Source organism: Herbaspirillum sp. WTB6, assembly GCF_057457785.1.
Genome location: NZ_CP176522.1, coordinates 88,609 through 102,284 on the forward strand (window position 1 = coordinate 88,609; position 13,676 = coordinate 102,284).

Here is a 13,676-nt window from a genome sequence, read left to right on the forward strand (position 1 = left end):
TCAGGGAGCATGCATGAGCAAGCGGGAACCTACGATCGATGCCGAAATGAATCGGCTGCAGCACGAATCCTTTAGCTATTTCTGGCACGAGGTCAATCCCGGGAACGGTCTGGTGATCGACAAGAACGCGGAGAATTGGCCAGCCAGCATTGCCGCCACCGGCCTGGCGCTGGCGGCGTATCCGGTTGCGGTCGAGCGCGGCCTCATGCCGCGTTCAACCGCCCTTGCGCGCACCCTGGTCACGCTGCAATTTTTCTGGAATAGCCCGCAAGGGCCGGAGCCGGACGCGACCGGCTATCAGGGTTTTTATTATCATTTCCTCGACATGCAGAGCGGCCGGCGCGCATGGCAGTGCGAGTTGTCTACCGTCGACAGCGCCTTCCTGCTGGCCGGCGGGTTATTGGCGGCAGCGTATTTTTGTGGCCAGTCGGAGCAGGAGCAGGAAATCCGCACCCTTGCGGAGGATTTGTATCGGCGCGCCGACTGGCAGTGGGCGCAGGACGGCGGCGAGACGGTGACGCACGGCTGGAAACCCGAGAGCGGATTCCTCAAATATCGCTGGGAAGGCTACGACGAGGCGATGCTGCTCTACTTGCTGGCGCTCGGTTCGCCCACCCATCCGCTGCCGGAGAGCAGTTATGCGGCGTGGACTTCCAGCTACAAATGGGCGCAATGCTACGGCTACGATTACCTGTATTCCGGCCCGCTGTTTACCCATCAGCTACCGCATGTCTGGATCGATTTTCGCGGCATTCAGGATGCCTTCATGCGGGAAAAGGGGATTGATTATTTCGAGAACAGCCGGCGTGCAACCTATGTGCATCGCCAGTACGCGATCGAGAATCCGCTCGATTTTAGTGGCTATGGCGAATGCTGCTGGGGAATCACCGCCAGCGACGGGCCCGGACCGGCCAATGTCAGGGTGAATGGCATCCAGCGTCATTTCTTCGGCTATATAGGGCGCGGGGTGCCATACGGGCCGGACGATGGCACCCTCGCCCCATGGGCGGCGGTGGCGTCGCTGCCGTTTGCGCCGGAGATCGTGCTGCCGACGATCGACTATTGCACGTATGGCTTGAAACTCAAGCTGGATCATCCCTATGGCTTCAAGGCTACGTTCAACCTCACTTACCCGGAAAAAAGCCACAACCAGGCGGGTTGGGTGTCACCCTGGCATGTCGGCCTGAACCAGGGGCCGATCATGCTGATGATCGAGAATTATCGGACTGGATTGCTGTGGCAGTTGATGAGAAGCTGCCCGCATGTGGTCAATGGCTTGCGTCGCGCCGGGTTTACCGGCGGTTGGTTGGCGTCTTGAATCGGGTGACTCGATGGGGAAATCGACGGCAGCAGCAAATGGCCAGCATGTGCTGGCAATCAATGGCGGTTCCTCCAGTATCCGCTTTGCGCTGTATCGAGTCGGCGCCGAACCGGTGCGCATCCTGGCCGGAAAGGTGGATCGCATCGATTCGCCTGAACAACATCTGTCGTTTCACGATGCGTCGATGGATGAAGCGCGCAAGCAACGAGTCGATATACCCGCTTCCAACTCGGCGATGGTTTTTTTGATCGACTGGCTGGCACAGCGGCTGGATTTCGGCGCGCTGCGCGCAATCGGCCATCGGGTGGTGCACGGCTGGCAGCATACCGAACCGCAAGCGATCACGCCGCTGCTATTGCAAGACTTGCGCAACATCATTGCGCTCGATTGGGATCATCTTCCGCGCGAGATCGAGTTGATCGAGGAATTGCGCCGGCGCTATCCACAACTGCCCCAGATTGCCTGTTTCGATACGGCGTTTCATCGCACGCTGCCGCGCGTGGCGCGATTGCTGCCGATTCCGCGCCGCTTCGATGAGGTCGGGATCCGGCGCTATGGATTTCACGGCCTATCCTATGCCTACCTGATGCAGCGTCTGGAGCAGATCAATCCGCAACGCGCGCAGGGACGCGTGATCTTGGCGCATATGGGAAACGGTGTCAGCATGGCGGCGGTGCAGGGCGGCGCCAGCGTCGATACCAGCATGGGCTTTACGCCGACCGGGGGGTTGATGATGGGGGCGCGCGCGGGCGATTTCGACCCCGGCCTGATGTGCTACCTGATGCAGCGGGATGGCTTGTCGACGCAACAGTTCAGCCAGATGGTCAACCACGAATCGGGTTTATTGGGCGTTTCCGCCAGCAGTGCCGACATGCGCGACTTGCTCGAGCGCGAGACTGAGGATGTGCGGGTAGCCGAGGCGGTGGCCTTGTTTTGCTATCAGGCACGCAAATGGGTCGGCGCCTATGCCGCAGTGCTGAACGGCATCGATACGCTGGTCTTTTCCGGCGGCATCGGTGAAAACCAGCCGCTCATCCGGGCGCGCATCTGCGACGGGCTGGCGTTTCTCGGGATTGCGCTTGATGCTGAATCCAATGCGGCGTCGGAAGAGCTGATTTCGACGCCGGCCAGCCGGGTCGAGGTGCGCGTCATTCCCACCGACGAGGAATGGATGGTGGCGACCACTACTTGCCGGCTGCTGAGCGGCGAGCAGGAAGGAGCATCGGCATGAAGGTAGCAAGAACGGAATTGAGTAGGAATCCGCTGGACCCGGAACTGCTGCGCAAGATGGACGCCTATTGGCGCGCGGCGAATTACCTTTCCGTGGGCCAGATTTACCTGCTCGACAATCCGCTGTTGAAGCAGCCGCTGACGCTGGACCATGTCAAGCCGCGCCTGCTTGGGCATTGGGGGACGACACCCGGCTTGAATTTCATTTACGTGCATCTGAACCGGATCATTCGGCAGTACGACCTGGACATGATCGACGTCACCGGCCCCGGGCATGGCGGCCCGGCGCTGGTGGCCAACACTTGGCTGGAAGGCAGCTACAGCGAACTTTACCCGGAGATTTCGCAGGATGAGGAGGGGATGAGAAAGCTGTTCCGGCAGTTCTCGTTCCCAGGCGGCATCCCCAGTCATGCCGCGGCCGAAACGCCGGGTTCGATCAATGAGGGCGGTGAACTGGGCTATTGCCTGTCGCATGCCTATGGCGCCGCGTTCGACAACCCGGATTTGCTGGTGGCCTGCGTGGTGGGCGACGGCGAGGCTGAAACCGGCCCGCTGGCGACCAGTTGGCATTCCAACAAATTCCTGAATCCGGTACATGACGGCGCGGTGCTGCCGATCCTGCATCTGAATGGCTACAAGATCGCCGGGCCGACGGTATTGGCGCGCATTCCGCGTGACGAATTGGAAGCGCTTTTCATCGGCTACGGCTATCACCCATATTTCGTCGAGGGCGACGATCCGCAGCAGATGCATCAATTGATGGCGGCGACACTGGACGCGGTGGTGGCCGAAATCCGGGAAATCCAGCACGATGCTCGCACCAATGGCTTTCGGCAGCGGCCGCACTGGCCGATGCTCATCCTGAAATCACCCAAGGGATGGACAGGCCCGAAGATGGTGGATGGCAAGGCGGTTGAAGGGACATTCCGTTCGCACCAGGTGCCGGTGGCGGAACTGGCGACCAATTCGGAACACCTGAAAATCCTGGAACACTGGATGAAAAGCTATCGGCCGCAGGAGCTGTTCGATGCGAACGGCGGTTTGATCGGCGAGCTGGCCGATCTGGCGCCGCGCGGCGCACGGCGCATGGGCGCCAATCCGCATGCCAATGGCGGCTTGCTGTTGCGTGATCTGGCGCTACCGGATTTTCGCGACTACGCCCTAACCGTTGTGCAACCTGGCGCGACCGATGCCGAGGCGACCGCGGTGCAGGGTCAATTCATCCGCGATGTGTTGCGGGCAAACCAGAGGACGCGCAATTTCCGGGTCTTCAGCCCGGACGAAACCAGTTCCAACCGCTGGAGCGCGGTGTTCGATGTGACCAGCCGCTGCTCGACGGCAGAAGTTTTCCAGTACGACGATCACGTCGCGGCTGACGGACGCGTGATGGAAATGTTGAGCGAACATCAATGCGAAGGCTGGCTGGAAGGCTATCTGCTGACCGGCCGGCACGGCTTTTTTTCGTGCTACGAAGCCTTCATCCATATCGTCGATTCGATGTTCAACCAACATGCGAAGTGGCTGCAGGTGACGCGCAAGATTCCTTGGCGCCGACCGGTCGCGTCGCTGAACTACCTTTTGTCATCGCACGTCTGGCGCCAGGACCACAACGGCCTGAGCCATCAGAATCCCGGCTTCATCGACCAGGTGATGAACAAGAAGGCCGATGTCATCCGGGTTTATCTGCCACCGGATGCCAACACGCTGCTATCGGTCACCGATCATTGCCTGCGCAGCCGCAATCAGGTCAACGTGGTCGTGGCCGGCAAGCAGCCGGCACCCCAATGGCTGGATATGGACGCGGCGATCAGCCATTGCGCGGCCGGCGTCGGGATCTGGCAATGGGCCAGTAACGATCAAGGCGGGGAACCGGATGTGGTGATGGTGTGCAGCGGCGATGTGCCGACACTGGAGACGCTGGCGGCAGTGAAGTTTTTGCGGGAGCATTTGCCGGCACTGAAGATACGCGTGGTCAACGTCGTCGACCTGATGACCTTGCAGCCGCAAAGCGAACACCCGAATGGCCTGTCCGACGCCGCCTTCGATGCGCTGTTCACGCGCGACAAGCCGACCATCTTTGCCTATCACGGTTACCCGTGGCTGATCCATCGGCTGACCTACCGCCGCACCAACCATGACAACCTTCATGTACGCGGCTACAAGGAGGAAGGCACCACCACCACACCGTTCGACATGGTGGTGCTGAACGACCTGGACCGCTTTCACCTGGCCGGCGACGTGATCGCTCGGGTGCCCGGGCTGAGTGCGACCGCAGGTGCGGTCAAGGCCATCCTGCGCGACAAGCTTATGGCGCACCACGCGTACGTACGTGTGTATGGTCAGGATATGCCGGAAATCCGTGATTGGCGCTGGTGACGCTGGCGGCAGCGATTTGCCGCGTAAATTTTTGTAACGTCATGCCTCCTGCCGCCACGGCCGGTTTAGAGTGATGTCCTGTTCGGCAGTTGGGTTGGGGTGAGCAGCCGGTCCGCGGCTTGCAGCCTCCGCACCGGACCGAGGATGGCGCAACCGGCTCATCCTGCTGTGAACCCGAGGTTGGAGGATGTCAATCATGAAACGACTGCTGATTTGCCTAGCCATGTTCAGTGCAATCGCCGTGCTCGGAGGATGCGTGGCGGTACCCTATAACGCTGCGTATGGCGATCCATATGGAACCGTGTATCCAACCCAACCCGCCTACGGCTATGGGCCTGCGTACGTGGCGCCGCCCGTGTATGTGGGCCCGCCGGTGTATTTTGGATTTGGCCTGAACTATCGAAGTGGCGGCCACGGTTTTCGCGGCCGGCGCTAGAGTCGGGCCGGCGCTAGAGTCGGACTGGCGCTCGTTGCGCAGCGCAAAAATTCTTGCCAGCGTTGCTGGTTTTTCAAGGTTTTCCTACCTGATCGATTACTTCTGAAATTCCCCGATACCGCACATTTGGCGCATGCGGCAATTGCTTTTTTGCGCAAATCGGACTATATTGGTGCTGTTTAAAAATATGGGTGTCGGCAATGTTGCGAATGAGTAAATTGGCGGATTACGGCACCGTGATCCTGACGACGATGCTGCTGCATCCGGAGCGTATCCAGAGCGCAGCCGAAATCGCGGCCAACATCCGGGTTCCGCTGCCGACGGTGAGCAAGATTCTGAAGATATTGACGCGTGAGGGCTTGGTGGTGTCGCTACGCGGGTCGCGCGGCGGTTACACGCTGGCACGCCCCGCAAACCAGATTTCGATGGCACAGGTGATCGAGGCAATGGATGGACCGATCGGCATGACCGAGTGCAGCATCACGCCCGGCCTGTGCGCCCAGGAACGCGGTTGCCCGGTGCGCGCCAACTGGCAGCGGGTCAACCAGATCGTATTGCACGCGTTGCGCGAAGTGACCTTGGATCAGATGGTGCACCCGGTGGCGGCAACTGTTCCTGCCGGCGAGCCGCGCGCGCACCGTCAGCTAGCAAATCATATGAACGGAGAACAGGCATGACAGAGGCAGCATCGACGACCGCCACACAACTGGACGGTTTTCTCGAAAATGAATATCAGCACGGTTTCGTCACCCACGTGGAGACCGATACGGTACCGCGCGGCCTGACCGAGGACACGATACGGCTGATCTCGGCCAAGAAGAATGAGCCTCCCTTCATGCTGGAGTGGCGGCTGAAGGCGTTTCGGCATTGGCTGACGATGACTCCGCCGGCATGGTCGGCGGTGAAGCATCCGCCGATCGACTATCAGGACATCATTTATTACTCCGCGCCGAAATCCCTGAAGGAGGGGCCGAAAAGCCTGGACGAGGTCGATCCCGAACTGCTGAAGACCTACGAAAAGCTCGGCGTGCCGCTGAAAGAGCGCGAGATGCTGGCCGGAGTTGCGGTCGATGCGGTGTTCGACAGCGTCTCGGTCGGCACCACCTTCAAGGACAAGCTGGGCGAACTCGGCATCATTTTCGGTTCCTTCTCGGATGCGGTGCAGAATCATCCGGAACTGGTGCAGAAATACCTGGGGTCGGTGGTGCCGCCCGGCGACAATTTCTATGCGGCGCTGAATTCGGCGGTGTTCACCGATGGGTCATTCTGCTATATCCCGCCCGGCGTGCGCTGCCCGATGGAGCTGTCCACCTATTTCCGCATCAATGCAAAAGACACCGGCCAATTCGAGCGCACCCTGATCATTGCTGACGAAGGCGCCTACGTCAGCTACCTCGAAGGCTGCACCGCTCCGGTACGCGACGAAAATCAGTTGCACGCGGCCGTGGTGGAACTGGTGGCGATGGATAACGCGCAGATCAAATATTCGACCGTGCAGAACTGGTACCCGGGCGACAAGGACGGCAACGGCGGTATCTACAATTTCGTCACCAAGCGTGGTGATTGCCGTGGCAAGAAATCGCGCATTTCCTGGACCCAGGTCGAGACCGGCGCCGCGATTACCTGGAAATATCCAAGCTGCATCTTGCGCGGCGACGATTCGATCGGCGAATTCCACTCGGTGGCGCTGACCAACAATTTCCAGCAAGCCGATACCGGTTCCAAGATGATTCATATCGGCAAAAATACCCGCAGCACGATCGTGTCCAAGGGCATTTCCGCCAAGCGTGGCCAGCAATCCTATCGCGGCCAGGTGAAGATCATGAAATCGGCCGAGGGCGCACGCAATTACACGCAGTGCGATTCGTTGCTGCTGGGCGACCAATGTGGCGCCCATACCTTCCCGTACATCGAAGTCAAAAATCCCGGGGCGCGCGTCGAACATGAGGCATCCACTTCACGCATCGGCGAGGATCAGCTGTTTTATTGCATGCAGCGCGGCATTTCGGCGGAAGACGCGGTGTCGATGATCGTCAACGGATTCTGCAAGGAAGTCTTCAAGGAACTGCCGATGGAGTTTGCGGTGGAAGCGCAGGCGCTGCTTTCCGTGAGCCTCGAGGGTTGTGTCGGTTAATCATTGTTATAAGCGAACTAGGGAAAAACATGCTGGAAATTAAAAATCTGCAAGTCCGGGTCGAGCAGAAACCGATCCTGCAGGGACTTGATCTGACCGTCAACGCCGGCGAAGTGCACGCCATCATGGGGCCAAACGGCTCGGGAAAAAGCACGCTGGCCCAGGTTTTGGCGGGGCGCGACAATTACGAGGTGACCGGGGGCAGCGTGGAATACCTGGGCAAGGACCTGCTCGCGCTGGCACCGGAAATTCGCGCGCGGGAAGGTGTCTTCCTGGCGTTCCAGTACCCAGTCGAGATTCCTGGGGTCAGCAACGTCTATTTGTTGAAAGCGGCGCTCAATAACGTGCGCAAGCATCGCGGCTTGCAGGAACTGGACGCCTTCGAATTCATGAAGCTGATGAAGGAGAAGATGAAGCTGATGGAAATGAACCAGGAATTGCTGTACCGCTCGGTCAACGAGGGATTTTCGGGTGGCGAGAAAAAGCGCAACGAAGTGCTGCAAATGGCAATGCTGGAACCGAAACTGGCCGTCCTCGACGAAACCGATTCCGGACTCGACATCGATGCGCTGCAGATCGTGGCCAAGGGCATTAACGCGCTGCGTAGCCCAGAACGCTCGATCATCATGGTGACCCACTATCAGCGCCTGCTGGACTATGTCGTGCCGGATTTTGTGCACGTGCTGTCGAAAGGGAAAATTATCAAGTCTGGTGGCAAGGAATTGGCGCTGGAACTGGAAGAGCGCGGTTATGGCTGGCTGGAGCCGGGTGCCGATGCCAAAAAATCCGTCACCGCGGGAGTGGGGGCGGCAGCATGATGAACCTGGAACCCAGGGAGCGCACGCTGGCCGATTACGCCCGCATTGCGTTGACCTTGCCTGGCACCCAGTTGCCCTGGCTGGTGCAGGGGCGTAACGCCGCGCTTGAGCGCTTTGCCCAGAGCGGCTATCCGACGACGCGCGAGGAAGACTGGAAATACACCAACGTCAGCCGGATTGAACGCCAGGCTTTTGCCGCACTGGCGGCCGCCGACTCCGACGCAACGGGAGCTGAGGCGTTGCTGAAGAACATTGCTCCTGACCGCGAAGCAGGCCACTGGCTGGTATTCGTCAATGGCCGGCACGCACCGGAATTGTCGAGCCTGCAGCCCCTGCCGGACGGCGTCGTGCTGAGCAGCCTGGCGCAGGCGCTGAAGGAGGCGCCGGACTCGCTGCAGCCTTATCTGATCGACCGCACCGGGCAGACCGTATTCGGAGAACTGAACACCGCCTTCATGGCAGATGGCACCTGGCTGCATGTGCCGCGCGACATCGTGGTTGCCCAGCCGATTCATTTGCTGTTTCTGACCACGCAGAGCGGTGTGGCGATCTACCCGCGCAATCTGCTGGTGGCCGAACCCGGTGCGCGGGCGACCGTGGTGGAACACTATGCGGGAACGGACGATGCGGTGTATCTGACCAATGCCGTCACGCAGATCTTCACCGCGGGCAACGCCGCGATCGAACACTACAAGCTGCAACAGGAATCGGCGCAGGCGTTTCATATCGCCGGCATCCATGCGCAACAAAAACAGGACAGCAGCGTGGAGTCGCATTCGATCTCGCTGGGAGCGCTGTTGACGCGCAATGACATCACGACCAACTTCGGCGCAACCGGCTGCGAGGTCACGCTGAATGGCCTGTATCTGGTGGGTGGACGCCAGCATGTGGACAACCACACCCGGGTTGATCACGCGTCGCCCAGCGGCACCAGCAGTGAATATTATCGGGGCGTCATGGATGGTTCGTCGCGCGCCGTATTCAACGGCAAGGTGATCGTTCACCCCGGTGCGCAAAAGACCAATGCCCACCAGTCGAATCACAACCTGCTGCTCTCGCGCGATGCCGAAGTCGATACCAAGCCGCAACTCGAGATTTATGCCGACGACGTCCAATGCACGCATGGCGCGACCGTTGGCCAGATCGATGATGAGCAGCTGTTTTACCTGCGCTCGCGCGGCATCGAGGACGCGATTGCGCAAAGCCTGCTGGTGCATGCCTTCGCTCACGACGTGATCGAGCGGATCCGGCTGCAGTCATTGCGCCAGCGACTGGAGCAAATTTTGTTCGCACGCCTCCCGCAAGGCGAGCGCATCAGGGAGCTGGTGTGAAACTGGATACCGAAACCCTGTTGCACTCGGCGACCGCGAGCGGCGTGGCGAACTGGCGTCTCGATTTTCCGATTCTGTCGGAAACCGTGCGCGGCAAACCGCTGGTCTACCTGGACAATGCCGCCACCACGCAAAAGCCGCAATCGGTGATCGACGTCGAGGCCAGTTACTACCGCAAGCTGAATGCCAATGTCCATCGCGGCGTGCACGATCTGAGCCAGCGCGCGACCGATGCCTATGAGGCGGCACGCGGCAAGATACGCAGCTTCATCGGCGCCGGCCACGACGAGGAGATTATTTTTGTTCGAGGCGCTACCGAGGCCATCAACCTGGTGGCGCAAAGCTATGCCCGGCCACTGTTGCAGGCGGGTGACGAGATCGTCGTCAGCGCCATGGAGCACCACTCGAACATCGTGCCGTGGCAAATGGTGTGCGCGCAAAGCGGTGCCGTGCTCAAGGTGGCACCGGTAAACGATGCCGGCGAACTCGACATGGCAGCCTATGCCGCGCTGCTGGGCGAGCGGACCCGGCTGGTGGCGATTACCCATCTGTCGAATGCGCTGGGCACGATCACGCCGGTGGCGCAAGTGAGTGAAATGGCGCATGCGGTCGGCGCGCTGGTATTGCTGGACGGCGCGCAGGCGATTTCGCACCTTACCGTCGACGTGCGTGCGCTGGATTGCGACTTCTATGTTTTTTCAGGGCACAAGATTTTTGCTCCGACCGGCATTGGCGTGCTGTACGGCAAGAAGGCCCTGTTGGAGGCCATGCCGCCCTACCAGGGCGGCGGCGACATGATTCGCGCGGTGACGTTTGAAAAGACCGAGTACAACGACCTCCCATACAAGTTCGAGGCCGGTACGCCAAACATCGCCGGCGCAATCGGACTGGGCGCGGCGCTCGACTATGTCGCGGCGATCGGAGTCGAGCGGATCGCGGCGCACGAACAGGATTTGCTGGAATACGCAACCGAGCTGGTCAGCGCCATTCCCGGTCTGCGCATCATCGGGCGCGCGCAGCACAAGGCCAGTATCCTGTCGTTCACGATGGATGGAATTCATCCGCACGATATCGGCACGATCCTGGATCACGACGGCATTGCGATCCGGGCCGGCCATCATTGCGCGATGCCGGTCATGCGCCGTTTCGGGCTTGCCGGTACCGCGCGTGCATCGTTTGCGCTGTACAACACTCGCCAGGAGATCGATGCGCTGGTGGCCGGTTTGCACAAGGTACGGGAGTTATTCCAGAGATGAGCGATCTGCGAGATCTATATCAGGAAGTGATCTTCGATCACTACCGCAAGCCGCGTAACTGCCATGTGCTCGACTGCGCCAATCACAAGGCCGAAGGCCATAACCCGCTGTGCGGCGACCAGGTGACGGTGTATCTAAAAATCGAGCATGGGGTAATCGAGGACCTGAGTTTTTCCGGCAGCGGCTGCGCGATTTCGACCGCTTCCGCGTCGCTGATGACTGAGGCGTTGAAGGGCAAGAAGGTGGCGGAGGTCGAACATCTGTTCCACGAGTTTCACCAAATGGTCACCAGCCCCGACGATGTCCCGCATGACGACATCGGCAAGCTCGAAGTGCTGGCCGGCGTGCGCGAATTCCCGGCACGCGTGAAATGCGCGACGCTCGCATGGCATACCCTGCATGCGGCTCTGAAGGATCAACCACAGGATGTGTCAACGGAGTAAATGATGAACGTCTCAGAACAGCCAGGCAACGGCGCTTCCCTGCAGGAAGAACAGATCAGGGACAACCTGATCGCCGCGATGCGCACCATTTACGATCCGGAAATCCCGGTCAATATCTATGATCTCGGTTTGATCTACAAAATGGATATCGGCAACGAAGGCGAGGTCGCGATCGAGATGACGCTGACGGCGCCGGCCTGCCCGGTGGCCGGGACATTCCCCGGCACGGTGGAAGAGCGCCTCTCCGAAGTGCCGGGGGTGTCCGATGTGCGGGTCGAACTGGTATGGGAGCCGGCATGGAGCATTGACATGCTGAGCGACGAGACCAAGCTGGAGCTTGGGCTGCTGTAACACGGTTGGCACCGGGAGCCTTGCATGCTGCAATTGAACGCCATCCGGTCAATTCCGGGCATGCCGCCCCAGGTGGTGCCGCCTGGCGCACCGGAGGCAGGCATCCTGGCGCGTTTCACACTGTTTGCCGAGGTCGGCGATTTGCCGTTGTCGCGCCTGGCGCGCGAAATGACCCGGCATCGCTTCAAGGCCGGCGAACGTATCTGGTATGCCGGGGACAAGGCCGATCACTTTACGCTGATCGACGACGGCATCGTTGAAATCGAGCGTACCAGGCGTTCCGGCGATGGGGTGATCCTGGGCCTGTTCGCCGGCGGCGAGACGGTCGGCTTGCCGGCGGCAATCGCGCACAAACCCTATCCGGCGGATGCCATTGCGCTTTCCGATCATGTCGACATCGTGCGCATCCGGGCATCCGTCATGCTGCAGGTGATGCGCGAACACCTGCCACTGGCACTGGCGGTCAATCAGGCCCTGCTGCAGCATAATGCGGCCCTGCACGCATCGATCGAGATCGTCGGCGCCGGCTCGGTGCCCAAGCGGCTGGCGGCCCTGTTTCTTTTCCTTGGCCGCCGCTTCGGCACCAAACGCGCCTCGGGCGAATTGCATATCAATCTGGCCCTGACGCGCGAGCAAATCGGCCGCCTGGTAAGCGCCAGGGTCGAGACCGTGATCCGTATCATGAGCCGCTGGCAAAAAGCCGGCTGGCTGAAGGGCGCGCGCGACGGTATCGACATCGCGCGCGTAGACATGCTGCAACGCATGTCGGATGCCGGCTGAATCGCGCGGAGATTCTCCGTTATCGCTCCAGCAGGTGCAATTTATCCTTCACCTCGGCCCATTCATCGGCATCGGCCAATGCCGGCTTTTTCCTGACGATCGGTTCCCATTGCTCCGCCAGTTCGGTGTTCAGGCCGATAAAACGCTGCTGGTCGGCCGGTACGTCTTCCTCGGCAAAGATCGCGTTAACTGGGCACTCGGCGACGCACAGCGCGCAGTCGATGCAGTCTTCGGCCGAAATCACCAGAAAATTGGGACCTTCCCGAAACGCATCGACCGGACAGACTTCCACGCAATCGGTGTATTTGCATTTGACGCAGCTTTCGGTAACCACAAAGGTCATGTCTGTTTCTCCTGTTCATCCTGATTCGGTGTCGAGCATAGGAGCGCAGGCGTTGCCTCGCCATGACAATAATCATTCCCGTCCCGGCGTGCCACGCTTACGATGCAGGCTAGCTGACCACACTCGATTTACAGCGCGGTCATTCCGATCAACGCATGTTCCAAATCAGGCTATTCATGACATACCCGGCTTTCTTTGACCAGGCGCCATCCATCACCGTGCGCGATGAACTGGCGCAACTTCTTGGCGCCGCCGAAGGCGGCATGATGACCTATCACTACGTTGATGCGGTCCGGCTTGCCGGCCATTCTTGTCCCACCGTTGCCGGCTCTTATCTGCTGACGCGGCGCGCCCTGCAACTGCTGTATCCGGACCAGGTGCCGCAGCGCGGTGGCATCAAGATTCAGTTTTCCGCACCGCTGGAGCAGGGCGTGATCGGCGTGATCGCCAATGTGGCTGGCCTGATTACCGGTGCGGCCGGGCGCGGCGGTTTCAAGGGAATCGGCGGCCAGCATTGCCGCAAGGACCTGATTGGCTACGACGCCGATTTCGACGGCGAAGTACGCTTTGAACGGCAGGATACCGGCGCCGCGGTCCAGCTTGGGATGGACATGGGTAAGGTGCCGTTTGATCCGCGTACTTCCCCCTTGTTACAGAAAGCGCTGGGCGGCTCGGCAAGCCCGGAAGAAGTGGCGGAGTTCGGCCGCCTGTGGCAAGAGCGGGTGCGGAAGATCCTGCTCGAATATGCAGATGATCCGGATCTGATTTTCGTGACCGATTAACCTTTTCCCCGGCAGTGCAACCCTTTAGCGTCTGCCGATTTATGGCAAGCGCATCGAAAGACCCCGACGTGTTTT

14 protein-coding genes are annotated in these 13,676 nt (G+C 60.2%); 13 read left to right on the forward strand and 1 reads right to left on the reverse strand.

Annotated elements, in window-relative coordinates; translation table 11 throughout:
- Window positions 1-13 precede the first annotated feature (13 nt).
- The 12 genes from ACK2VC_RS00390 to ACK2VC_RS00445 all read left to right on the forward strand — a co-directional run bounded on the left by ACK2VC_RS00390 (window position 14) and on the right by ACK2VC_RS00445 (window position 12,476).
- Window positions 14-1,318, forward strand: a complete 1,305-nt coding sequence (locus ACK2VC_RS00390) for a glucoamylase family protein (protein ID WP_486731631.1) — start codon at window positions 14-16, stop codon at window positions 1,316-1,318.
- 13 nt (window positions 1,319-1,331) lie between these two features.
- Window positions 1,332-2,552, forward strand: coding sequence for an acetate/propionate family kinase (locus tag ACK2VC_RS00395; protein ID WP_486731632.1), 1,221 nt, complete (start codon window positions 1,332-1,334; stop codon window positions 2,550-2,552).
- On the forward strand, window positions 2,549-4,927 hold the full coding sequence (locus ACK2VC_RS00400) for a phosphoketolase family protein (protein ID WP_486731633.1): 2,379 nt from the start codon (window positions 2,549-2,551) through the stop codon (window positions 4,925-4,927). Before ACK2VC_RS00395 ends, ACK2VC_RS00400 begins: the two co-directional genes overlap by 4 nt.
- Before the next feature lie 196 nt (window positions 4,928-5,123).
- On the forward strand, window positions 5,124-5,363 hold the full coding sequence (locus ACK2VC_RS00405) for a hypothetical protein (protein WP_486731634.1): 240 nt from the start codon (window positions 5,124-5,126) through the stop codon (window positions 5,361-5,363).
- Window positions 5,364-5,572: 209 nt separating this feature from the next.
- Window positions 5,573-6,040 (forward strand): SUF system Fe-S cluster assembly regulator, encoded by a 468-nt coding sequence (locus ACK2VC_RS00410; protein ID WP_486731635.1) that lies wholly within the window; start codon window positions 5,573-5,575, stop codon window positions 6,038-6,040.
- Window positions 6,037-7,497: a Fe-S cluster assembly protein SufB gene (gene sufB, locus ACK2VC_RS00415; protein WP_486731636.1), complete on the forward strand. Its 1,461-nt coding sequence runs from the start codon at window positions 6,037-6,039 to the stop codon at window positions 7,495-7,497. The genes ACK2VC_RS00410 and sufB overlap by 4 nt, the downstream gene beginning before the upstream one ends.
- Before the next feature lie 29 nt (window positions 7,498-7,526).
- Window positions 7,527-8,315, forward strand: a complete 789-nt coding sequence (gene sufC, locus ACK2VC_RS00420) for a Fe-S cluster assembly ATPase SufC (protein WP_486731637.1) — start codon at window positions 7,527-7,529, stop codon at window positions 8,313-8,315.
- Window positions 8,312-9,646, forward strand: a complete 1,335-nt coding sequence (sufD, locus tag ACK2VC_RS00425; protein WP_486731638.1) for a Fe-S cluster assembly protein SufD — start codon at window positions 8,312-8,314, stop codon at window positions 9,644-9,646. The genes sufC and sufD overlap by 4 nt, the downstream gene beginning before the upstream one ends.
- A gap of 2 nt (window positions 9,647-9,648) precedes the next feature.
- On the forward strand, window positions 9,649-10,902 hold the full coding sequence (locus tag ACK2VC_RS00430; RefSeq protein WP_486733276.1) for a SufS family cysteine desulfurase: 1,254 nt from the start codon (window positions 9,649-9,651) through the stop codon (window positions 10,900-10,902).
- Window positions 10,899-11,345, forward strand: coding sequence for a Fe-S cluster assembly sulfur transfer protein SufU (sufU, locus tag ACK2VC_RS00435; RefSeq protein ID WP_486731639.1), 447 nt, complete (start codon window positions 10,899-10,901; stop codon window positions 11,343-11,345). The genes ACK2VC_RS00430 and sufU overlap by 4 nt, the downstream gene beginning before the upstream one ends.
- Complete coding sequence (locus tag ACK2VC_RS00440; protein ID WP_486731640.1) at window positions 11,346-11,696, forward strand: SUF system Fe-S cluster assembly protein; 351 nt, start codon at window positions 11,346-11,348, stop codon at window positions 11,694-11,696.
- A gap of 24 nt (window positions 11,697-11,720) precedes the next feature.
- Window positions 11,721-12,476, forward strand: coding sequence for a Crp/Fnr family transcriptional regulator (locus ACK2VC_RS00445; RefSeq protein ID WP_486731641.1), 756 nt, complete (start codon window positions 11,721-11,723; stop codon window positions 12,474-12,476).
- Window positions 12,477-12,495: 19 nt separating this feature from the next.
- Here ACK2VC_RS00445 and fdxA read toward each other — a convergent pair whose 3' ends face one another.
- Window positions 12,496-12,819 carry a ferredoxin FdxA gene (gene fdxA, locus ACK2VC_RS00450; RefSeq protein ID WP_486731642.1) on the reverse strand — a complete coding sequence of 108 codons (324 nt, stop codon included), beginning with the start codon at window positions 12,817-12,819 and terminating at the stop codon, window positions 12,496-12,498.
- A 176-nt stretch (window positions 12,820-12,995) separates the two neighbouring features.
- Here fdxA and ACK2VC_RS00455 point away from each other — a divergent pair, with 176 nt between their 5' ends.
- Entirely contained in the window at window positions 12,996-13,601 is a 606-nt protein-coding gene (locus tag ACK2VC_RS00455) for a hypothetical protein (protein WP_486731643.1), read from the forward strand.
- Window positions 13,602-13,676: the final 75 nt, after the last annotated feature.

Excerpts from the sequence above, each read along its gene's own strand:
- fdxA (WP_486731642.1), bottom strand. The coding sequence starts at position 12,819 with ATGACCTTTGTGGTTACCGAAAGCTGCGTCAAATGCAAATACACCGAT.
- ACK2VC_RS00410 (WP_486731635.1), top strand. The coding sequence starts at position 5,573 with ATGAGTAAATTGGCGGATTACGGCACCGTGATCCTGACGACGATGCTG.
- ACK2VC_RS00455 (WP_486731643.1), top strand. The coding sequence starts at position 12,996 with ATGACATACCCGGCTTTCTTTGACCAGGCGCCATCCATCACCGTGCGC.
- sufB (WP_486731636.1), top strand. The coding sequence starts at position 6,037 with ATGACAGAGGCAGCATCGACGACCGCCACACAACTGGACGGTTTTCTC.
- sufU (WP_486731639.1), top strand. The coding sequence starts at position 10,899 with ATGAGCGATCTGCGAGATCTATATCAGGAAGTGATCTTCGATCACTAC.
- ACK2VC_RS00395 (WP_486731632.1), top strand. The coding sequence starts at position 1,332 with ATGGGGAAATCGACGGCAGCAGCAAATGGCCAGCATGTGCTGGCAATC.
- ACK2VC_RS00440 (WP_486731640.1), top strand. The coding sequence starts at position 11,346 with ATGATGAACGTCTCAGAACAGCCAGGCAACGGCGCTTCCCTGCAGGAA.
- ACK2VC_RS00405 (WP_486731634.1), top strand. The coding sequence starts at position 5,124 with ATGAAACGACTGCTGATTTGCCTAGCCATGTTCAGTGCAATCGCCGTG.
- ACK2VC_RS00445 (WP_486731641.1), top strand. The coding sequence starts at position 11,721 with ATGCTGCAATTGAACGCCATCCGGTCAATTCCGGGCATGCCGCCCCAG.
- sufC (WP_486731637.1), top strand. The coding sequence starts at position 7,527 with ATGCTGGAAATTAAAAATCTGCAAGTCCGGGTCGAGCAGAAACCGATC.
- ACK2VC_RS00400 (WP_486731633.1), top strand. The coding sequence starts at position 2,549 with ATGAAGGTAGCAAGAACGGAATTGAGTAGGAATCCGCTGGACCCGGAA.
- ACK2VC_RS00390 (WP_486731631.1), top strand. The coding sequence starts at position 14 with ATGAGCAAGCGGGAACCTACGATCGATGCCGAAATGAATCGGCTGCAG.
- sufD (WP_486731638.1), top strand. The coding sequence starts at position 8,312 with ATGATGAACCTGGAACCCAGGGAGCGCACGCTGGCCGATTACGCCCGC.